Origin of the sequence: Rhodococcus ruber (assembly GCF_016804345.1) — a bacterium.
Lineage (GTDB): Bacteria > Actinomycetota > Actinomycetes > Mycobacteriales > Mycobacteriaceae > Rhodococcus > Rhodococcus ruber.
On sequence record NZ_CP044211.1, the window covers coordinates 2,165,548 to 2,183,803 of the forward strand.

General features: G+C 70.1%; 23 protein-coding genes. 15 read left to right on the forward strand and 8 right to left on the reverse strand.

What is annotated here, in order from left to right; all coding sequences use genetic code 11:
- Positions 1 to 10 precede the first annotated feature (10 nt).
- The 4 genes from F1734_RS10120 (at position 11) to F1734_RS10135 (ending at position 2,608) form a co-directional block, all read left to right on the forward strand.
- Positions 11 to 514 carry an NADPH-dependent FMN reductase gene (locus F1734_RS10120; RefSeq protein WP_017680420.1) on the forward strand — a complete coding sequence of 168 codons (504 nt, stop codon included), beginning with the start codon at positions 11 to 13 and terminating at the stop codon, positions 512 to 514.
- On the forward strand, positions 511 to 996 hold the full coding sequence (locus F1734_RS10125) for a flavin reductase family protein (RefSeq protein ID WP_203011600.1): 486 nt from the start codon (positions 511 to 513) through the stop codon (positions 994 to 996). The genes F1734_RS10120 and F1734_RS10125 overlap by 4 nt, the downstream gene beginning before the upstream one ends.
- A 5-nt stretch (positions 997 to 1,001) precedes the next feature.
- A complete protein-coding gene (ribB, locus tag F1734_RS10130; protein ID WP_203011855.1) occupies positions 1,002 to 2,213 on the forward strand; it encodes a 3,4-dihydroxy-2-butanone-4-phosphate synthase in 1,212 nt (403 codons plus the stop codon).
- Between the two features lie 218 nt (positions 2,214 to 2,431).
- Positions 2,432 to 2,608 carry a hypothetical protein gene (locus F1734_RS10135; RefSeq protein ID WP_237658191.1) on the forward strand — a complete coding sequence of 59 codons (177 nt, stop codon included), beginning with the start codon at positions 2,432 to 2,434 and terminating at the stop codon, positions 2,606 to 2,608.
- A 31-nt stretch (positions 2,609 to 2,639) separates the two neighbouring features.
- Here the strand turns inward: F1734_RS10135 and F1734_RS10140 are convergent, their stop codons facing one another.
- From F1734_RS10140 to F1734_RS10150, 3 genes are all read right to left on the reverse strand, one after another.
- Positions 2,640 to 3,107 (reverse strand): hypothetical protein, encoded by a 468-nt coding sequence (locus tag F1734_RS10140; protein WP_203011601.1) that lies wholly within the window; start codon positions 3,105 to 3,107, stop codon positions 2,640 to 2,642.
- A 97-nt stretch (positions 3,108 to 3,204) separates the two neighbouring features.
- The gene (locus F1734_RS10145; RefSeq protein WP_048772953.1) at positions 3,205 to 3,837 is read right to left on the reverse strand and encodes a DUF3558 domain-containing protein; all 633 of its coding nucleotides are present in this window, start codon (positions 3,835 to 3,837) and stop codon (positions 3,205 to 3,207) included.
- Positions 3,834 to 4,166: a hypothetical protein gene (locus F1734_RS10150; protein ID WP_140188486.1), complete on the reverse strand. Its 333-nt coding sequence runs from the start codon at positions 4,164 to 4,166 to the stop codon at positions 3,834 to 3,836. Before F1734_RS10150 ends, F1734_RS10145 begins: the two co-directional genes overlap by 4 nt.
- Before the next feature lie 243 nt (positions 4,167 to 4,409).
- Between F1734_RS10150 and F1734_RS26530 the strand changes: the two genes are divergently transcribed.
- From F1734_RS26530 to F1734_RS10175, 5 genes are all read left to right on the forward strand, one after another.
- Complete coding sequence (locus F1734_RS26530) at positions 4,410 to 4,706, forward strand: type VII secretion target (RefSeq protein WP_082335508.1); 297 nt, start codon at positions 4,410 to 4,412, stop codon at positions 4,704 to 4,706.
- Positions 4,703 to 6,082 carry a hypothetical protein gene (locus F1734_RS10160; protein WP_238424145.1) on the forward strand — a complete coding sequence of 460 codons (1,380 nt, stop codon included), beginning with the start codon at positions 4,703 to 4,705 and terminating at the stop codon, positions 6,080 to 6,082. Before F1734_RS26530 ends, F1734_RS10160 begins: the two co-directional genes overlap by 4 nt.
- Positions 6,079 to 6,390: a hypothetical protein gene (locus F1734_RS10165; protein WP_203011602.1), complete on the forward strand. Its 312-nt coding sequence runs from the start codon at positions 6,079 to 6,081 to the stop codon at positions 6,388 to 6,390. The genes F1734_RS10160 and F1734_RS10165 overlap by 4 nt, the downstream gene beginning before the upstream one ends.
- On the forward strand, positions 6,387 to 6,674 hold the full coding sequence (locus tag F1734_RS10170) for a hypothetical protein (RefSeq protein ID WP_203011603.1): 288 nt from the start codon (positions 6,387 to 6,389) through the stop codon (positions 6,672 to 6,674). The genes F1734_RS10165 and F1734_RS10170 overlap by 4 nt, the downstream gene beginning before the upstream one ends.
- A gap of 66 nt (positions 6,675 to 6,740) precedes the next feature.
- Complete coding sequence (locus F1734_RS10175) at positions 6,741 to 7,955, forward strand: GNAT family N-acetyltransferase (RefSeq protein WP_203011604.1); 1,215 nt, start codon at positions 6,741 to 6,743, stop codon at positions 7,953 to 7,955.
- Between the two features lie 88 nt (positions 7,956 to 8,043).
- On the opposite strand, the gene F1734_RS10180 is transcribed toward F1734_RS10175, so the two are convergent.
- The 4 genes from F1734_RS10180 to F1734_RS10195 form a co-directional block, all read right to left on the reverse strand.
- Positions 8,044 to 8,724: a DedA family protein gene (locus tag F1734_RS10180; protein ID WP_203011605.1), complete on the reverse strand. Its 681-nt coding sequence runs from the start codon at positions 8,722 to 8,724 to the stop codon at positions 8,044 to 8,046.
- A 56-nt stretch (positions 8,725 to 8,780) separates the two neighbouring features.
- Entirely contained in the window at positions 8,781 to 9,929 is a 1,149-nt protein-coding gene (locus F1734_RS10185; RefSeq protein ID WP_017680408.1) for a serine hydrolase domain-containing protein, read from the reverse strand.
- A gap of 105 nt (positions 9,930 to 10,034) precedes the next feature.
- Positions 10,035 to 10,220 (reverse strand): hypothetical protein, encoded by a 186-nt coding sequence (locus F1734_RS10190; protein ID WP_203011606.1) that lies wholly within the window; start codon positions 10,218 to 10,220, stop codon positions 10,035 to 10,037.
- Positions 10,210 to 10,662 (reverse strand): DUF5994 family protein, encoded by a 453-nt coding sequence (locus F1734_RS10195; protein ID WP_010595785.1) that lies wholly within the window; start codon positions 10,660 to 10,662, stop codon positions 10,210 to 10,212. The genes F1734_RS10190 and F1734_RS10195 overlap by 11 nt, the downstream gene beginning before the upstream one ends.
- A 190-nt stretch (positions 10,663 to 10,852) precedes the next feature.
- Between F1734_RS10195 and ppk2 the strand changes: the two genes are divergently transcribed.
- The 3 genes from ppk2 to F1734_RS10210 all read left to right on the forward strand — a co-directional run bounded on the left by ppk2 (position 10,853) and on the right by F1734_RS10210 (position 12,829).
- Positions 10,853 to 11,800, forward strand: a complete 948-nt coding sequence (gene ppk2 / locus F1734_RS10200; RefSeq protein WP_010595786.1) for a polyphosphate kinase 2 — start codon at positions 10,853 to 10,855, stop codon at positions 11,798 to 11,800.
- Between the two features lie 135 nt (positions 11,801 to 11,935).
- Positions 11,936 to 12,106 (forward strand): hypothetical protein, encoded by a 171-nt coding sequence (locus F1734_RS10205; protein WP_017680406.1) that lies wholly within the window; start codon positions 11,936 to 11,938, stop codon positions 12,104 to 12,106.
- Between the two features lie 33 nt (positions 12,107 to 12,139).
- Complete coding sequence (locus tag F1734_RS10210) at positions 12,140 to 12,829, forward strand: alpha/beta fold hydrolase (protein WP_203011858.1); 690 nt, start codon at positions 12,140 to 12,142, stop codon at positions 12,827 to 12,829.
- 13 nt (positions 12,830 to 12,842) lie between these two features.
- Here F1734_RS10210 and F1734_RS10215 read toward each other — a convergent pair whose 3' ends face one another.
- Complete coding sequence (locus tag F1734_RS10215) at positions 12,843 to 14,930, reverse strand: elongation factor G-like protein EF-G2 (protein WP_203011607.1); 2,088 nt, start codon at positions 14,928 to 14,930, stop codon at positions 12,843 to 12,845.
- A 149-nt stretch (positions 14,931 to 15,079) separates the two neighbouring features.
- On the opposite strand from F1734_RS10215, the gene F1734_RS10220 reads away from it, so the two are divergent.
- The 3 genes from F1734_RS10220 (at position 15,080) to F1734_RS10230 (ending at position 18,230) form a co-directional block, all read left to right on the forward strand.
- Positions 15,080 to 16,153: an alpha/beta hydrolase gene (locus tag F1734_RS10220; RefSeq protein ID WP_010595789.1), complete on the forward strand. Its 1,074-nt coding sequence runs from the start codon at positions 15,080 to 15,082 to the stop codon at positions 16,151 to 16,153.
- Between the two features lie 96 nt (positions 16,154 to 16,249).
- Positions 16,250 to 17,674: an aldehyde dehydrogenase family protein gene (locus F1734_RS10225; RefSeq protein WP_010595790.1), complete on the forward strand. Its 1,425-nt coding sequence runs from the start codon at positions 16,250 to 16,252 to the stop codon at positions 17,672 to 17,674.
- Positions 17,675 to 17,762: 88 nt separating this feature from the next.
- Entirely contained in the window at positions 17,763 to 18,230 is a 468-nt protein-coding gene (locus F1734_RS10230) for a hypothetical protein (RefSeq protein ID WP_010595791.1), read from the forward strand.
- Positions 18,231 to 18,256: the final 26 nt, after the last annotated feature.

Sequence of the window (18,256 nt, forward strand, 5' to 3'; positions counted from 1 at the left end):
GACACCCGTCATGAAGACCACCGTCGTCGCCGGCAACCCCAAGCCCGGCTCCCGCACCCTCGACGCCGCCACCCTCCTGGCCACCGAACTCACCGGCTCCGCCCCCGACCACGTCGTCGACGTGATCACCCTCGGACCCGGCCTGCTCGGCTGGGGCGACGACGCCGTCAAGGCGGCGGTGGACACCGTCGCCGCCTCGGACCTCGTGGTCTTCGCCAGCCCCACGTTCAAGGCCACCTACACCGGCATCCTCAAGCTGTTCCTCGACCAGTTCGCCACCGGCGACGGCCTGCGCGACGTCACCGCCGTGCCGCTCATGCTCGGCGCCGGCCCGGCCCACGCCATGGCCCCCGACCTGCTGCTCAAGCCGGTGCTCGTCGAACTCGGCGCCACCACCCCGGCGCCGGGGCTGTACCTGCTCGACTCCACCTACACCACCGACACCCGGATCGCGGACTACGCCGAGCGCTGGGCGCCGGTCCTGCGTTCCACTCTCCGGACGGAGACCCGATGACCACCCTGACCCTCGACGGCGCCGCGCTGCGCCGCGCCTTCGCCCACGTCCCGTCCGGGGTCGTCGCGATCTGCGCCGACACCGGCACCGAACGCCTCGGCGTGGCCGCGAGCACGTTCGTGCCGGTGTCGTTGGATCCGCCGCTGGTGGCGTTCTGCGTGCAGAACACCTCCACCACGTGGCCGAAGCTCGCGGCACGGCCGCGACTGGGCATCAGCGTCCTGAACTCCGACGGTGCCGCCCGGGGGCTCGCGGCCAAGGACGGCGACCGGTTCGCCGGCCTCGACACCGAAACCCGGGACGGGGGAGCGCTGTTCGTCGCCGGCTGTAGCGTCCGGATGGACGTGTCGATCGAGCAGCAGGTCCCCGCTGGCGACCACGCCATCGTAGTGTTGCGGGTCCACGAACTGCACTGCGACGACTCCGGCACAGAGCCGATCGTGTTCCACCGCAGCGCCTTCCGCAGGCTGGTGGCGTCGTGAGCCGGATGGAGGCGGCGCTCGCCGCACTGCGCGCGGGGCGTCCCGTCCTCGTCGCCGACGACGCCGACCGCGAGAACGAGGGCGACGTGATCCTCGCCGCCCACCACGCGAGTCCGGAGTGGATCGCGTGGACCGTGCGGCACACCTCGGGCCTGCTGTGCGCGCCGATGACCGGCGCCCGCGCCGACGCCCTGGACCTGCCGGCGATGGTGACCGACAACCAGGACCCGAAGCAGACCGCGTACACGATCACAGTCGACGCGGCGCGCGGGGTGAGCACCGGCATCAGCGCTGCCGACCGTGCCACCACGCTGCGGGTACTCGCCGACCCCACCGCCACCGCCCGGGACCTGATCCGGCCCGGGCACATCTTGCCGCTGCGCGCCCGGCCCGGTGGTGTGCTCGAACGTCCCGGCCACACCGAGGCCGCCGTCGACCTGTGCGCGCTCGCCGGCCTGCCGCAGGTCGGGGTGATCGCCGAGCTCGTCGCCGACGACGGATCCATGATGCGCCTGCCCGGCATCGAGGACCTCGGCGCCCGGCACGACCTGCCCGTCCTCACCGTCGCGGAGCTGATCAACTACCGTGCCGCGCACGCGCTGCCCGCACCCGTCGCGCCGACGGGACGGGTGCTCCGCGCCGCCGAGACGGTGATGCCGACCCGGTTCGGCACCTTCCGCGCCGTCGGCTACCAGGATCGGCTCACAGGCGCCGAGCATCTGGCGCTGCTCGCCGGCGAGCCGGGCGACGGCGCGCTGGTGCGGGTGCACTCCGAATGCCTGACCGGGGAGTCGTTCGCCTCCCAGCGCTGCGAGTGCGGCCCCCAGCTCGACGCCGCGCTCGAGCGTCTCGCCTACGAGGGCGGGGTGCTGGTGTACCTGCGCGGGCACGAGGGCCGTGGCATCGGTCTGCTCAAGAAGCTCGCCGCCTACCGGCTGCAGGACGGCGGCCTGGACACCGTGCAGGCCAACCTCGAACTCGACGAACCCGCCGACGGCCGCGAATACGGCGGCGCCGCCGCGATCCTGCACGACCTCGGTGTGCAGTCGGTGCGGCTGCTCACCAATAACCCGGCCAAGATCTCCGGGCTCGAGGCCAACGGCATCGTCGTGTCGGGGCGGGTGCCGCTGCACGTGGGCAGTGCCCCGGCGAACGTGCGGTACCTGGAGACGAAGCGGCGGCGGATGGGGCACCTGCTGCCCGCGGCGGAAGGCTGAGGCGCAGAACGGTATCCGCGCGTCGCGCAGTCATCCGCACGTTCAATTGTGGGGGCGGATGACTGACGGTGGAGCGGCTGTGAATGTCACTCAGCGGCTGCGTGACTCGAACTCGCCTAGTGCGGCGACGATACGCGCGACGGTGTCTTCGATCCGGCAAGCTCCAGAGATGGACTCGGAGCGAGGCCGCGGAGCTCGTCCGGCGCGCCGGCGGACACGTGCAGGATGCCGTCGGCGACTCGACCACGCTGCTCGTGCGAGGGGACGTCCGCAACGGACTGAACGAGTCCGAGGGACGCAAGCTGTACGCGGTGCGGGAACGCCTGCGGCTCGGGCAGAGGATCTCGATCATCGGGCAGACGGGCCTCGAACGTCTGCTCGGACAGCGGCACTGACCGAAACGAGCCGCAGGGGTCACGCTGGGGGCTACGTGCCGATCGGAAGCGTGTCGGGGAACTCGTACTCGCATCCCAGTTCGTCGAGCGGGGGCGCGTCCGGGTTGTCGCGGAACCACGAAACACATGCGTCGGCAGCCAAGGTGACGTCGCGGGTGAAGAGGTAGCCGTCGGTGCAGTCGTCGAAGTGGCCGTCGAAGAACCATCGGTCGAGCTCGAGCCCGTCCACAGCGTGAGTGTCCAGCCGCAGCCGGCCGAGTACGGTCCGGGAGCGGCGGACCATCAGCACACCGTCTGCCAGCACGTGTACCTGCGCGCACACCACCAGATCCTCGTCCTCGTCCTCGTCCTCGTCCTCGTCCTGGTCGAGCGGAGCGACGTAGCCGCTCGGTCCCAGGTCGATGACGAGACCCGTCGGCTTGTCGGTGAACGAGTCGACGAGCCAGTCGATCATTCCGTCCCAGGTGTTGATCTCCGGGACGTCCGTGCTGTCGTTCACTGGCCGCCTCCTCTGTGGTTTCCTCCAGTGCGATCAACCGTAGCGCGCGGCACCGACACAAGAGCGGTGCTCTCTGCCTGAATCCTGCGGATGTCGTTCAGCGCGATGCCGATTCGAAGTCGTCGAGAACCGCGACGATCCGACCGACGGTGTCCTCCAGGCCGACGCACCACTGGGATTCCGGTAGGGGAGCGCTGCTGTCGCGGAAGTGGATGCGGGCGAAAATGAGCACCCCGTAGGAACTTTCGACGCTCATCCCGCAGCTGTAGGGCAGAGACGAATTGGACTTCAGCAGCGCACGTCGACCGACGATTTCGGTGGGTACGATGTCGTCACCGTTGCCGGTGGCCTTCTGCCACTCTTCCTCGAAGGTGAAGTTGGCCGACATCACCGTCAGTCCGTAGCGGGCCAGGACTCCGGGTATGCGGAGGGTGCCCTTGTAGGAGCAGCCCAGCATGGTGTAATGCGTGGCGGCGAAGTCCGCTTCGTCTTCGGTTTCCGGGTCGTAGCCGGCGGTGGTGAGCACGTGGGCGGGGATGTCCAGGCACGGGTCGAAGGCGACGAGAGGCCGATCGGATTCGTCGACCAGGCGTGGCACTCGGGTCGTGGTGGTCGGCGCGTGCGGGGATGCGCCTACGGTGACCTCGGTAGGCGTGGGCGCGGCGCAACCGGTGAGCACGACGAGTGCCAGAAGCGCACCGGCTGCGATCGCGGTGCGGCGTCCGGTCACAGCTCGTCCTGGCTTGCACGGTGCAGGCGCTCGGTCCAGTCGTACTCGGCGGTCAGGAAGCCGTCCCCGCCGGCGGCGAACGTCTCGCGCATACCGCTGAGCACCGCGTGGAACTGTTCGAGCCGTTCATCGAGCGACTCGGGCGTGCCGTGAGCCTTGCGCACGAAACCGGCGCGTAGATCCTCTGCCGATCTGAAGCCCCCAAAGCTCGGCGCATCGGTGAGGCGTCTTGCGTTCAGCGCCGCTTCTCGCAAAGTCTCGAGCATGGTGTCGCAGAGTGCGACGATCTCGTCGATCGCCTGCGGATCCAGACGAAGTCCTTCGGCCATGAAATCCCCCCCGTGATGTCCATCGGCCCGGGTACTGTAGCGCGCCGACGGCATGGGAACGCCGCCGCTCGAACGCGAGGCACTGGCGACTGATGAGCGGGACGACCGGGTGTCTGCCGACTCGGTGAGCGTTGCCGCGGAAGCCGTCAAATTTTCGGCGTCGGGTCATCCGACAGTCGCAAGTAGGGGCGGTCCTTCTGTGTAAGGTGCATCGGGCAGGTTGGGGACACAGGGGGCATCTACATGGGGGAGAGCGTTTTCGTCGTGCCGGAAGAACTCCGGTTGCTTGCAGCAAGGGCTGCCGATGCCGGTGCCGCACTGGAGAAATGCACCGACAGGTCGGAGGTCGGGGATCTGCTTTCCGGATCGTGCACCGCGGTGGCATGTGAAGAGGTGTGGGCAGCCGTGGTCGCATCGACGTCCCAGTTGGCCGCTCGTCTGCGCGACGTGGCGATGAGGGCTGATGCTGCTGCGAATTCGTATTCGGAGGTGGATCGTGCGTCGGCCGACGCATTGCGCGACCTGCGGGGCAGAGTGTGAGTCCGGCGACGAGAGAGCAGGCCCAACGCTGGGACACCGCTTCGCTGGTCGTGATCGCAGCTGCGTGGGAAGAACTCTGTGACGAGATCGACCGGCGTAAGCGCGACGTGGAGCGCGACTTCGACGACTCGCACCGGTTCTGGCTAGGAGCAGCCGGCGATCACGAACGCACCAGGATGCAGCGATTCGTGGATGCGGCGAATCGCGCGGCAGGAGGTCTCGAACGTTGTGTCGATGTTGCTCACCGCGGAGCCTCGAGCATCGAGGCCGCGCGATCGTACGTATTGCATGCCGTCGCGTCGGCGGAATGTGAGGGGTTTCGGGTTGCGAACGATGGGCGTGTCTCGGCGGTCGATGTGGCCGGAGCCTCGAAAGAAGTCGCGAGCCGACACGAGACGGAGATTGTCCGCGCGTTGACCGTACTGGGCGACGAAGACGCGCGGGTTGCAGCGGCGATGCGGAGAGCGCTCGAGTCGCTCTCCGCGATGCAATCGGACGAGGTTCGGTTTCCGGCGGACGTGGTGCTCGCAGGACCCGCACCTGCCCCGGGGGCAGACTCCGGCGACGAGCGGCGGGCGGATGCCGCCGATGCATTCGAACGACTCACAGGTCGGCTTCCGCTCGACCCGGTTGACTGGACGACGGCCCACATCCTTGTTGCGAGCAGCTTCGCCGAGAAGTACGCGGGGGTCGGGCCAGAGGTCGTCGCGGGTCGGATCGAACCCGTGCCGGGTCAGGGCGTAGTGCGGATCGGGCTCTACATCCCGTCCGAAACGGTGGTGAACCTGCCGCAGGATCTGGGTGACCATCGGTCCGAGGATCCCCGGTTCGACGTCGAGGACACACGAGTCGCGATCTACGTCGACTACGAGAACGGCATGGTGGTCGCCCGTCAGAATCCTTCGGTGTCGGTCGACGGTGACGTACGGGCCGGTGTGCCGACCGTAGACGTCCAGCAGGCGGCCGACGGTGCCGTTCGGATCCAGTACCACGCGAGAAACCCTCTCGCTCCGGATGTGTCGACGCCAACGCATACCGTCAACGGTGACATCGTCGTATCGCCGCGGGCGGACGGAATTGCTGTCGACGGTGTGATCACGGATTACCCGGCGCTCGAGGTCTATCGGGACACGCCCATGGGCGGTACGGAAACTGTCACGATCGACCCTGCCGACAGCGGCAGCGAATACGGACCGTTCATCAACCTTCCGTTCCATCATTCGATCGGGGTCGGAACGGAAGCGTTCGAGCGTTTCAGGTCTGCATATGCTCAGTTGCCGCCTTACGGGGCTGGGACACGTCCGGATGCGGATCCGCACCAGCCCACGAGGCTCGGTGGTACGGAGGATCCACCTCGCGTGGTGGTCGTCCGATGATTCGGCCGGTCCTTCCGTCGGGAATCTCGCAACGGCTCGATCGGATCGGCTTCTGGGAGGCCGCCACGTGGTCCCTGCCGCTCGCCGCAGGCGGCGGAGCGTCGTTGTTCGTCGGGATCGTTGCCGCGATCGGCACGATCGATTATCGGGCGAACCCGCCGGAAGGGTGGATCCTCGCTGTCGTCGCCGCGGTCATGGCTGCCATCGCTGCTGTGCTGGCGCGCTCACGCGTCGAACGTCGCCGCGGCATTGCGCTCGGAGTCGGTGGGGCCGCGGTAGTTCTCTGTGTCGTGTGGTCGTTGTCGTGACGAGCCGTGAGTCGTGGTGGACCGATCGCATCGATTGGTTCGGCCCGGAAAGCTTCGCCGGGGCGCTGTGCGGCCTGGTGTGCGTGGCGTCGGTCCCACTCGGCATTGCCGGCGGCGACGCCGCGTGGCCGTACCTCGGTCCCCTCGTCGGTGGGGGATTGCTGACGGCGTTCCGCGGGCCGGTCCGTCGATTCGGCATGGGGTTGGCCATCTCCAGCGTCGCGGTCCCGTCGCTGCTGGTCGGTGTTCTGTTGTTCGGTGGGGCGGCGGCGGCACTTCGATGAACGGCAGCCCAGGGCGGAGGGCACGTCCGGGCGGTCCCGTCGCCGCGATCCCCGTATGCTGCGGTAATGCCGGAGATCCGGGTCCTCGAGACCGAATCAGAGCTGCTGTCGGCGGCGAAACTGTTCCGTACCGCGATGATCGGGATGCCCGCCCCGAATCCGCTCCAGCCGGGCCAGATCCTGACCCAGCGCGAGCAGGGCCGCACGCTCGGCGCGTTCGTCGACGGGCAGTTGGTGGGCACCGTGGAGTCGGCGTCGAGCGGGATGATCCTGCCGGGCGGGCGCCGCGTCCCGCACGCCGCCGTCACGCACGTCGGGGTGCTGCCCACGCACACGCGTCGGGGCGTGCTGTCGGCGTTGATGCGGCACCAGCTCGGCGACGCCCGCGACCGGGGTGAGGTGGTCACGTCGCTGCGAGCCTCCGAGGCGACGATCTACGGCCGTTTCGGGTACGGCATCGCGACCACGACGCACACCGTCGAACTGGACGTGCGGCGGGCTGTCCTGCGTCCGTCGGTGGGGGAGGGCGGGCCGGTGCGGCTCGTCGACCCGCACGACGCGTGGGACCTGCTCTCGCGCATCGCCGACGACAATCCGTCGTCGCGGCCCGGGAGCATCGACCGCATCCCGCCTTGGTGGCGGTCGCAGGAGCACCGGATCGTCGGGGACCGCGAACCCCGGTACGTCGCGGTGCACGGCGAGCCGGGAGCGGAGACGGGCTTCGCCCGCTACCGCCCGATCGGCACCGACACCTGGTTCGGCAGCCGGGAGCGCACGGTCGTCGTCGAGGACTTCTTCGCGCCGACCCGCACCGCCTACCTGGGCCTGCTGCGGTTCCTGCTGAACCTCGATCTCGTCGACACGTTCGTCTTCGCCGCGATGCCGCAGGACGACCCGTTGCCGTGGTTGTTGACGGACTCGCGCGCGGTGCAGCTGCGCCGCGCCGGCGACGAGACGTGGCTGCGGATCGTGGACGTGCCCGCCGCGTTGCGGGAGCGGACGTTCGCCGGCCCCGGTGAGGTGCGGTTGGCGGTGGTCGACGACCGGCTGCCGGAGAACTCCGGCACCTACCGGATCTCGGCGTCGGGCGCGGAACGCGTGGACGAGCCGGCACAGCTGGAGGTGGACGCGTCCACGCTCGCCGCGACGCTGCTCGGCGGGACCCGCTGGCATCAGCTCGAGGTCGCCGGGCTCGTGCAGGTGCACGACGCGGACGCGCTGCCGGTGGTCGAGCAGTTGTTCGCGACGGCCTCGGCGCCGTTCGCGGGCGTCATGTTCTGAATCCGAGCCTGCGCCCGTTTCTGCGTGCTTGCACCCGTTTCGTCGCGCCGGAACGGATGCAAGCCGACAGGAACGGGTGCAAGGTCGGCTAGTTCGCGTCGGTCTGCGCGCGGCGCTTGCGCACCCGCTTGACCACGGCGTACCCGGCGAAGAGCACGACGCCACCGATCACGACGTTCTGGAACATCGACGCGTACGGCTCGACGCGGGACCAGTTCGCGCCCAGGCCGTAGCCGGCGAAGACGAAGATGCTGTTCCAGATGAGGCTGCCCGCGGTCGTGAAGAGGACGAATCGCCACGCGGGCATGCGGGTGACGCCCGCGGGGATGGAGATCAGGCTGCGGAAGAGCGGGACCATGCGGCCGAAGAACACGGCCTTGCCGCCGTGTCGTTCGAACCAGGCGGTGGTGCGGTCGAGGTCTGCGACGTCGACGAGGGGAAGCCGGTCGACGATCCGCCGGATCCGGTCTGGACCGATGCCGCGTCCGGCCGCGTAGAGACCGAGGGCGCCGACGAGCGAGCCGAGGGTGGTCCAGAACAGGGCGCCGAAGAGAGTGAAGCTGCCGAGGCTTGCGGCGAACCCGGCGAGCGGCAGGATGACCTCGCTGGGCAGCGGCGGGAAGAAGTTCTCCAGCGCGATCGCGATCCCCGCTCCGACGCCGCCGAGCCGGTCCATGAGGGACAGCGCCCAGCCGGCGAGGCCTTCGGTGGGGGCGCCGGCGTCGGCCGGTATGGCAGCGAGGAGTGCGGCAGTCACCTGATCCACCATAACGACCGATCACGCCGGATCCGGCCGACGTGAGGGCCGCCACGGCCGTCGTGCGGTCAGGATCCGGCGAGCGCGGCCTGCAGTTTCTGCACCACGGTGGGTGCCGGGTTCTGGTTCTGGGCGTTCGGGATGTCGCTGTTGACCGCGACGAGGATGATGTCGCGGGTGTCCTGGTTGTAGCCGAAGTAGGTGTTGAAGCCGGGCAGTTCGCCGGTGTGGCTGAGCCAGCCGTCGGCGTCGCCGAGCCCGAGCCCGTACGCCGCGGTCGCGGTGTTCGGCGGCAGCCCGTACAGGAACGACGACATCCGCACGTCCTGGGTCTGCTGGTCGTAGAGTCCCTCGCCGGTGCCGATGGCCTTCGCCCAGATCTGCAGGTCGTCGAGGGTGGAGATCATCGCCCCGGCCGCCCACGCCCACGACGGATCCCAGTTGGTGGCGTCGGTGGTCTGCCCCTCCGGCTGTCCCTGTTCGGTGACGCCGTCGAGATGGGGGGAGGGGATGTCGGTGCCGTCGGGGAACGACGTCTCGCTCATGCCGATGGGCTCGGTGATCCGCTCAGTGATGTAGTCGCCCAGGCTCTGCCCGCTGACCTGCTCGACGACCAGGCCGAGGGCGATGAGGTTCGAGTTCGAGTACTCCCACTTCTCCCCGGGCGCGAAGTTCGGCGGGTCACCACGCACGATGTCGAGCAGCTGCTCGGGAGTCCAGGGCTTGGTGGGGTCGCCGAACAGCTGGTTCTGGAAGTTCTCGTCGAAGGTGTAGCTGGGGATGCCGCTGGTCATGTCGGCGAGCTGGCGCAGGGTGGCGGTGTCGCCGTTGGGCAGACCCGGCACGTACTTGCCGATGGGATCGTCGAGGGAGAGCTTGCCGTCCTGCATCAGCTGGAGGATCGCGGTGACGGTGAACGTCTTGGTGATGCTGCCGATGCGCGTGTGGTCGGAGGCGGTCGGGGGCTCGGTCGAGTCCCGGCCGGCGGTCCCGGAGCTGCCGGTCCACTCGTAGTCGGCCGTGATCACCCGCGCGACGACGCCGGGGAACTTGAAGTCGTCGCGCACGTCGTCGAGCGCGGCCTGGAACTGCTCGGCCTGGGCCGAGTCGGGCGCGCGGGTGGTCGTCGTCGCGGAGTCCTCGGTGCCGCTGTCGGAGCCGCAGGCGGCGGCCGCCAGAACGAAGGTGGTCATCGCAAGGATCGACAGCCGGCGCATGGCGTCTCCAGAGTTCGGGGGATTTCTCCGGATTTCAGTGTGACGTCTGCGCCGGGGTCCTGCGCCGGATTCGATCATGTTCCCCCCGCAGCGGGGATATGCCGGTCAGTTCGGAGCCGAGAAGAGCCCGGAGTAGTCGTGCGGTCCGTGCCGGCGGGGATCCGTCTCGGCCTCGGTGGGAGTGTTCGCGTCGGCGGGGGTGCCGGGCTGAAGGAAGATCGGGTACTCGTGGTGCTGCATGGTGTCCTGTTCTGTGGTGGTAATCGTCGGGGGAAGCGGGTCAGTGTTCATCGGGCACACCGGCGACGGTCCGCATGATCTCGTAGGCGCGGTCGGGGTCGGTGTGGGGCGCGACGATCGTCAGCGCGAGCCGGGTGCCGTGTTCGCCGAACAGATACATCAGAGTCGACGGCTGGCCGGGGATCGGACCGGTGATCTCGATGCCGTCGACGTCGTCGATGCGCCGCTGGGCGGAGCTGACCGCATTCCATTCGAACGCGATCCGCACGACGGGCCCGAGCCTCGGGGCGAGTGCCGAGACCAGGTCGTGCAGCTCCGAGGTGATGTTCTGGGTCCAGGGGAACCAGGCGCCGTCGACGGACGACGTGGGCGCCCCGGCAGGTCGCAGCAGCAACCGCGGGGTGCGGGTGGGTTCGGGGAACGGTTGCGTTCCCGGCTGCGCCGGCACACCCCGGTCGGTGCCGCGCTGTCCGGGCCGCGGTGTGTGCGTCACGGGACGCTCCTTGGTCGGCCGCGAATCAGCCGGAAGATGTTCCAATCGGGGCCCACCGGGCGGGAAGCCCGATGCGAAATGCCCATCGATGACTCGAAGCCTACAGGGTGGGGTGGAAACGGGCGAATGCGCCGCGGGTCGCACCGGCGTTCGGACCGCGACGGGCCGGTGGCGGCGGTAATCTCACGGAGTGGACGAGTTGAACGAGAAGGGCGAACCGTTCGAACTCGCGTCGGACGGTCAGATCGACGTCACCCCGGAGATCGACGAGATCGGCGAGCTGCTGCGGAAGTCCGGCCGCAAGAATCGGATCGCCGACGTCGACGAACCGTGGCGGAACGGCTATCCGTACGACACGAAGATGACGCGGCGGCAGTACGAGGCCCGCAAACGCAAGCTGCAGATCGAACTGCTCAAGCTGCAGGCCTGGGTCAAGGAGCACAACGAGAAGATCGTCGTCATCTTCGAAGGGCGCGACGCGGCCGGCAAGGGCGGGGCGATCAAGCGGTTCACCGAACATCTCAATCCCCGCGGTGCGCGGGTGATGGCGCTCGAGAAGCCGACCGAGCGGGAACGCACGCAGTGGTATTTCCAGCGCTACGTCGAGCACCTGCCGGCGGGCGGGGAGATCGTGCTGATGGACCGGTCCTGGTACAACCGGGCCGGTGTCGAACGGGTGATGGGCTACTGCACCCCCAACGAGTACCGCGAATTCACGCGCTCCGCACCGGAATTCGAGCGGATGCTGGTGCAGTCCGGGATCCACCTGGTCAAGTTCTGGTTCTCGGTGGGCCGCGAGGAGCAGCACGCGCGGTTCGTCGCGCGCAGCACCGACCCCGTCAAGCAGTGGAAGCTCTCGCCGACGGACCTCGCGAGCCTCGACAAGTGGGACGCGTACACGGAGGCGAAGGAGGCGATGCTGTTCTACACCGACACCCCGCACGCCCCGTGGACCATCGTCAAGGCGAACGACAAGAAGCGTTCGCGGATCGAGGCGATGAAGTGGGTGCTGCATCGCTTCGACTACACCGGCAAGAATCCGCGCGTGGTCGGCACCCCGGATGCCCAGATCATCGGCTCGCCCGAGACGGTCTACGACGAGGGGGAGCGCCCCTCGGAGACCTTCCCGACGGTGTGATGTGCGCCCGGTGCGCGGTTTCGGGGCGCGGGCGACCGGGTAATGCGGGAGGGCTGCACCGACCGAGGTCGGCCGACATCGAAAGGACGTCACACCGTGGGAAGTCCGGAACAGCGCGATGACCGAGAAGAGCCCGTGGAGGCCACCGACCGTCCCGCCCCGGTCACCGGGGAGGACCTGGAGAACCTGGTGGACGACATGGAGAAACGGGTCGAGAGCGAACGCGAGGAGGAGGGCGTCGAGGGCAGCGTTTCGGACCGCGAGGAGCAGCGTCCGATCGAGACCGGCGACGAGGCGCCGGACTGACCGTCCCCTCTCGTGACGGATCGGCCGCCGACGATGCCCGGTGCCACGACCCGCAGCTTCGTCCTGTTGCCGGGGGCGGGGTCGGACTCGTGGTACTGGCACCGGGTGGCGCCGTTGCTGCGCGGGCACGAGGTCGTGCCGGTCGACCTCCCGTACACCGACCCCGGCGCCGACCAGTACGCGTACGCGGACGTCGTGGTGGCGGCCTGCCGTGACTTCGCGCGCCCACCGACCCTGGTCGCGCAGTCGATGTCCGCGTTCACCGCGGCGATCGTCGCCGAGCGGATGCCGGTCCACGCGCTGGTCCTGGTGGCGCCGATGATCCCGGCGCCGGGCGAGTCGCCGGGACAGTGGTGGTCGGCGGTGGGGCAGGCCGAGGCGAAGCGCGCGCAGGACGTCGCCGACGGACGTGACCCGGACGCGCCGCTGGATCCGCGCGCGTTGTTCTTCCACGACGTGCCGGACGACGTCGTCGACGAGGCATTCGCGCACGAGCAGCCGGACATGGCGGAGTCGGCGTTCGAGCCGGCGTGGCGGGCGCGGCGGTGGCCGGACGTACCGGTGCGGGTGATCGCGGGCCGGCACGACCGGCTGTTCCCGCTGCCGCTGATCGAGCGGCTCGCGCACGAACGCCTGGGGGTGGAGCCGGAGGTGATCGACACCGGCCACCTGCCGGCCCTCGCCCGCCCGGCCGAACTGGCGTCGCTGCTGCTGCGGGAATGATCTGCCCGGGACGCTACCGGTTTCCGTTGCGGGACTTGCCGTTCGACGTGGACTCGCGCTGCCCGCCGGTGAACTGTGCCGCCGCCGCGGCCGGCATGGGCTCGTAGCGCAGGTGCATCCGGGAGAACTCCGCGGTGCCCTGCGTGAGCGACCGCAGATCCACCGGGTAGCGGGCGAGTTCGAGTTCGGGGACCTCCGCGCGCAGCAGAGTGCGGCCCGGCTCGGCGCTCTCGGTGCCCAGGACCCGGCCGCGCCGGGCGGACAGGTCGCCGAGGACGGCGCCGAGGTACTCCTCGGGCAGGATCACCCGCACCGCGGCGACGGGTTCGAGCAGCGTGACCTCGGTGTGTGTGGCGGCGTCACGCAGGGCGAGCCCGGCCGCGGTCTGGAACGCGGCGTCGGAGGAGTCCACCGAGTGCGCCTTGCCGTCGACGAGGGTGACGCGGACGTCGATGAGCGGGTTCCCGGTGGCCACCCCCTTGGCGGCCTGCGCCCGCACGCCCTTCTCCACGGACGGGTAGAACTGCCTGGGCACGGCGCCGCCGACGACGCGTTCGGCGAATTCGATGCCGCCGCCGAGCGGCAACGGTTCGACCTCGACGTCGCACACCGCGTACTGGCCGTGGCCGCCGGACTGTTTGACGAGCCGGCCGTGGCCCTTGGCCGGGGTGGCGAACGTCTCGCGCAGCGCCACCCGGTACGGGACGCCGTCGACGTGCACGCCGTGGCGGGTGCGCAGCCGGTCGAGGACGACCTCGGCGTGGGCCTCGCCCGTGCACCACAGCACCAGCTGGTGGGTGTCGGGGTTCTGTTCGAGGCGCAGGGCCGGGTCCTCGGCGGTCAGCCGGGCGAGCGCTTGCGAGAGCTTGTCGTCGTCGCTGCGGGTATGGGCCTCGACGGCCACCGGCAGCAGCGGCTCGGGTAGCGGCCAGCGGTCCAGGAGGGTCGACTCCCCCGCGTCGGAAAGGGTGTCGCCGGGCTGGGCGGTGAGGAGCTTGGCGATGCAGACCAGGTCGCCGGCGACGGCCTCGGGCACCGGGCGCTGTTGCCGGCCGAACGGGCTGGTGAGGGTCGCGACGCGTTCGGTGGTGTCGTCGCCGGCGGCTCCGGCCAGCCGGATCGTCGTGTCGGGCCGCAAGGTTCCGGAATACACCCGCACGAGGCTGATGCGTCCGACGTAGGCGTCCCCGGCCACGCGGATCACCTGCGCCGCCAGCGGTGCCTCGGGGTCGGCGGCGGGGGCGGGCGGGCGACGGTGGGTGGGGTCGGGGAAGGCCATCGCGACGAGGTCGAGCAGCTCGGCGGCGCCCACCCCGTAGTCGGTGGTGGCGAGCGCGGGATGCAGTGCGCAGTCGACGATCTCGTGCCGCAGCCCCTCGTCGAGGGATTCGGTGTCGAGGGCTTCGCCCGCGAGGTAGCGCTCCATGAGGGTGTCGTCCTGGCCGGAGATCGCCTCGACGAGGCTCTCGCGTGCGGCGCCGGTGTCCGGCACGGCGGCGGGATTGCCGTAGCCGCGGCCGCTGAGCAGATCGATCGAGCCGCAGGGGCGGCCGCCGTCGAAGACCGGCACGTAGACCGGGCGCAGGGTGTCCGGGCCGAGGTCGAACGCGTCGTGGCACGCGGTGAGCATGTCGTCGAAGCCGGTGCGGGCGACGTCGAGCTTGGAGACGACGATGGCGCGGGGGATCGCGGTCTCGGCGCACTCGCGCCACAGGGTGCGGGTGGCGGCGGAGATGGGATCGGTTGCGGAGACCACGAATACGGCCGCGTCGGCGGCGTGCAGACCCGCGCGGACCTCGGCGTCGAAGTCCGGGTGCCCGGGGGTGTCGATGATGTTGATCTTCACCCCGTTCCACGCGAGCGGTAGCACGGCCAGCTGCACCGAGCGACGGTGCTGCTGTTCGATCGCCTCGTAGTCGGAGACGGTGGTGCCGTCGGCGGTCCGGCCGGCCCGGCCCACGGCGCCGGCGGCCAGCGCGAGGGATTCGGCGAGGGTGGTCTTGCCGACCCCGCTGCAGCCGACGAGGACGACGTTGCGGAGCTGTGCGGGGCGCTCGACGGCGGGCGCCCGTTCGGTGCGTGCGGCAGAGCGGTCGGGCATCGGCGACTCCTCCCGTGGCCTGTGCCAAAAGTGTAGGAGGCGCCTCCGTCGCCGTGGCGTCTTTCGGGCACGCCGACGATCCGGAAAGGCACCACGAAGCCCGCGCGTCGGCTACTCTCAACCTGAACTTGAGGTTTAGGGAGGTCCTCGTGGTGGTTGCCCGGCGTCCGGCACTCGTCCGCCTGCTCACGACCGGTACGGCCCTCGCCGCCGTGACCGTGCTGGGTGCGGGAGCCGCCGTCGCGGCACCCGGCACCGGGTCGAACTCCGGCTCCTCGGTGCCGGCCGCCTTCCAGGAGGACCCCGGCCCGCTGCCCGAGCTGCGTGACATCGAGACCGCGGCCATCGTGGGGGAGACCCCGATCGCCGAACGCGCGGTGCGGCTGACGGTCGCGAGCCCCGCCCTGCGCCGCGACGTGGGCGTCGAGGTCCTGCTCCCCGCCGACAACTCCGTCCCGCGTCCCACCCTGTTCCTGCTCGACGGGGTCAGCGCCCGCAACCACACGAGCGGCTGGATGAACATCGGCGGCGCGCCCGCCTTCTTCGCCGACAAGAACGTCAACGTCGTCATGCCCAACGGTGGGCGCGGCAGCCTCTACAGCGACTGGCTGCAGTCCGACCCCAAGCTCGGGCTCAACAAGTGGGAGACCTTCCTCACCCAGGAACTGCCGCCGCTGCTCGCCGCGCGGCTGAACAGCAACGGGGTCAACGCGATCGCCGGGAACTCGATGGGTGGGCAGGCGGCGATGATGCTCGCCCACCGCCACCCCGAGCTGTACCGGGGCGTCGCCGCGTTCAGCGGCTGCTACTCGACCGTCGACCTGCTCGGCAGCGCCGTCGTGCAGACCAGCACCTCGTCGCAGGGCGGCGACGCCGTGAACATGTGGGGGCCGCCCGGCAGCCGGGAGTGGGCCGAGCACGACACCGTCGCGCACGCCGAGAACCTCGCCGGCAAGGAGCTGTACCTGTCCGCCGCGACCGGCGTGCCGGGACCCCACGAGACACCCGACACCCCGGACCTCGCGCGCACGCTCGTCCTCGGCGGCATCCTCGAGGCCGGCTCGCGGATGTGCACCCAGCGGCTCGAGGAGCGCCTCGGAGCCCTGAAGATCCCCGTCACCGTCACCTACGAACCCGTCGGGGTGCACGCGTGGGGCTACTGGCGCGACCAGCTGCCCAAGGCGTGGCCGACGCTCCAGCGCGCCCTCGAGACCCGGCCCTGACCCGCCGCGGCGGGCCGGACCGGCTTCCCGCTGCGCGTCGGGCCCGCGTCGTACGCTGCCTGTGAAGCACATCACTCAGGGGAGAAGGACCGACACATGAACAACGTGCTCGATCGCACGAAGATCTACATCGGCGGCGAATGGGTGGACTCCGACGGCACCGGCCGGATCGACGTGATCGCCCCGGCCACCGAGGACGTTATCGCCGTCGTCGCCGAAGGCACCGCGCAGGACGTCGACCGGGCCGTCCGCGCCGCGCGTGCGGCGTTCCCGGCGTGGTCGGCGCTCAGCGGCGCCGAACGGGGCGCCCACCTCGGCAAGGTCGCGGCCCTCATGGCCGAGCGCATCGACGAGCTCGCCGAACTGGTCTCGCGCGACATGGGCATGCCGGTGGCGCTGGCCAAGCCGGTCCAGATCGGCATGCCGCTGAAGAACATCACCCGCTACGCCGAACTCGCCGCGACCTACGACTTCGACGCCGGGGAGGTGGGCAACGCCCTCATCGTCCGGGAACCCATCGGCGTCGTCGGTGCCATCACCCCGTGGAACTACCCACTGCACCAGGTGGTCCTGAAGGTCTTCGCGGCCCTCGCGGGCGGCTGCACCGTCGTGCTCAAGCCGACCGAGGTGGCGCCCCTGATCACCTACGCGCTCGTCGACCTCTGCGACGAGGCCGGGCTGCCGCCCGGCGTGTTCAACCTCGTCAGCGGATACGGTCCCGTCGTGGGGGAGGCCATCGCCGCGCATCCCGACGTGGACATGGTGTCGTTCACCGGCTCCACCCGCGCGGGCAAGCGCGTCGCCGTCGTCGCCGCGGAGACGGTGAAGAAGGTCGCGCTCGAACTCGGCGGCAAGTCTGCCAACGTCATCCTCGACGACGCCGACCTGACCCGCGCCGTCACCGACGGCGTCGCCCAGTGCTTCCTGAACTCCGGGCAGACCTGCTCGGCCCTGACCCGCATGCTCGTCCCCGCCGAGCGGATGAACGAGGTGGCGGCCCTCGCCGAACAGGTCGCGCGCGCCTACACCGTCGGCGATCCCGCCGCGGCGACCACCCGCCTCGGGCCGCTGGTCAACGCCAACCAGTTCAAGCGGGTGCGGTCCTACATCGACAAGGGCATCGAGGAGGGCGCCGAGCTGGTCCTCGACGGCCGCGAAACCGGCCTCGGCACCGGCTACTTCGTCGGACCGACCGTGTTCGCGAACGTGACCGAGGACATGACGATCGCGCGCGAGGAGATCTTCGGGCCGGTGCTGTCGATCATCGGATACCGCGACGAGGACGACGCCGTGCGCATCGCCAACGACAGCGACTACGGGCTCTCCGGCGGCGTCTGGTCCGCCGACCGCGCCCGGGCCGAGCGAGTCGCTCGGCAGCTGCGCACCGGGCAGGTCTACCTCAACGGCGGCGCCTTCAACACGGACGCACCGTTCGGCGGCTACAAGCACTCCGGTGTCGGCCGCGAGGCAGGCGTCTTCGGCCTCGAAGAATTCCTGGAGGTCAAGGCACTGCTGCGGTGAGAGGTCCGTCACGTTCGGGCCTCGCCGAACGATAGACGGGGAGACGGCATCGGTTTCCCCGGGCCGGAATGCACGGAGGGAGCGGACGATGTACATCATGCCGCCGGAGCCCAGTGGCGGGTCCACGGGCGACCCGAGTGGTCGTGGTCTGCGCGAGGTGCTCGAAGGCCGGCTCCCGGACCTCGCCGCGTGCGCTCGGCTGCTGTCCGTCGGCTCCGAGCGGGCGGCTCCGATCCTGGACCGGGCGCTGGCACGGGCGGTCGCGACCTGGCGCGGCCCGATCGGTCCCGAACTGTGCGCGTACGCCGTGTCGTGGTTCGTGTACCTGTTGCACGCGGAGGGCCGGGCGCCCCGGCGTGCGGAGGGCTGCGGTGACGACGCCGTGCTGTTCTCGACGTTGCCGCCGATCGAGCAGATCGCCCTCGTGCTCGGCGAGTTCGAGGAGCTGCCGCCGGCGGGCATCGCCGCCGTCGCGGGCCGCGCGCTCGCCGAGTTCGAGCTCGAGGCATCTCGGCCCGCTTCGGTGCGGGAGGGTCTGCTGCACGCGAGGCACTGAACGTTCGTGTTCCGGCAGTGCCGACG

Bases quoted from the DNA above. Each gene is read 5' to 3' on its own strand.
- F1734_RS10120 (WP_017680420.1), top strand. From the start codon at position 11: ATGAAGACCACCGTCGTCGCCGGCAACCCCAAGCCCGGCTCCCGCACC.
- F1734_RS10125 (WP_203011600.1), top strand. From the start codon at position 511: ATGACCACCCTGACCCTCGACGGCGCCGCGCTGCGCCGCGCCTTCGCC.
- ribB (WP_203011855.1), top strand. From the start codon at position 1,002: ATGGAGGCGGCGCTCGCCGCACTGCGCGCGGGGCGTCCCGTCCTCGTC.
- F1734_RS10150 (WP_140188486.1), bottom strand. From the start codon at position 4,166: ATGGCCGAAGGACTTCGTCTGGATCCGCAGGCGATCGACGAGATCGTC.
- F1734_RS26530 (WP_082335508.1), top strand. From the start codon at position 4,410: ATGGGGGAGAGCGTTTTCGTCGTGCCGGAAGAACTCCGGTTGCTTGCA.
- F1734_RS10165 (WP_203011602.1), top strand. From the start codon at position 6,079: ATGATTCGGCCGGTCCTTCCGTCGGGAATCTCGCAACGGCTCGATCGG.
- F1734_RS10175 (WP_203011604.1), top strand. From the start codon at position 6,741: ATGCCGGAGATCCGGGTCCTCGAGACCGAATCAGAGCTGCTGTCGGCG.
- F1734_RS10180 (WP_203011605.1), bottom strand. From the start codon at position 8,724: ATGGTGGATCAGGTGACTGCCGCACTCCTCGCTGCCATACCGGCCGAC.
- F1734_RS10185 (WP_017680408.1), bottom strand. From the start codon at position 9,929: ATGCGCCGGCTGTCGATCCTTGCGATGACCACCTTCGTTCTGGCGGCC.
- F1734_RS10190 (WP_203011606.1), bottom strand. From the start codon at position 10,220: ATGAACACTGACCCGCTTCCCCCGACGATTACCACCACAGAACAGGAC.
- F1734_RS10210 (WP_203011858.1), top strand. From the start codon at position 12,140: ATGCCCGGTGCCACGACCCGCAGCTTCGTCCTGTTGCCGGGGGCGGGG.
- F1734_RS10215 (WP_203011607.1), bottom strand. From the start codon at position 14,930: ATGCCCGACCGCTCTGCCGCACGCACCGAACGGGCGCCCGCCGTCGAG.
- F1734_RS10225 (WP_010595790.1), top strand. From the start codon at position 16,250: ATGAACAACGTGCTCGATCGCACGAAGATCTACATCGGCGGCGAATGG.
- F1734_RS10230 (WP_010595791.1), top strand. From the start codon at position 17,763: ATGTACATCATGCCGCCGGAGCCCAGTGGCGGGTCCACGGGCGACCCG.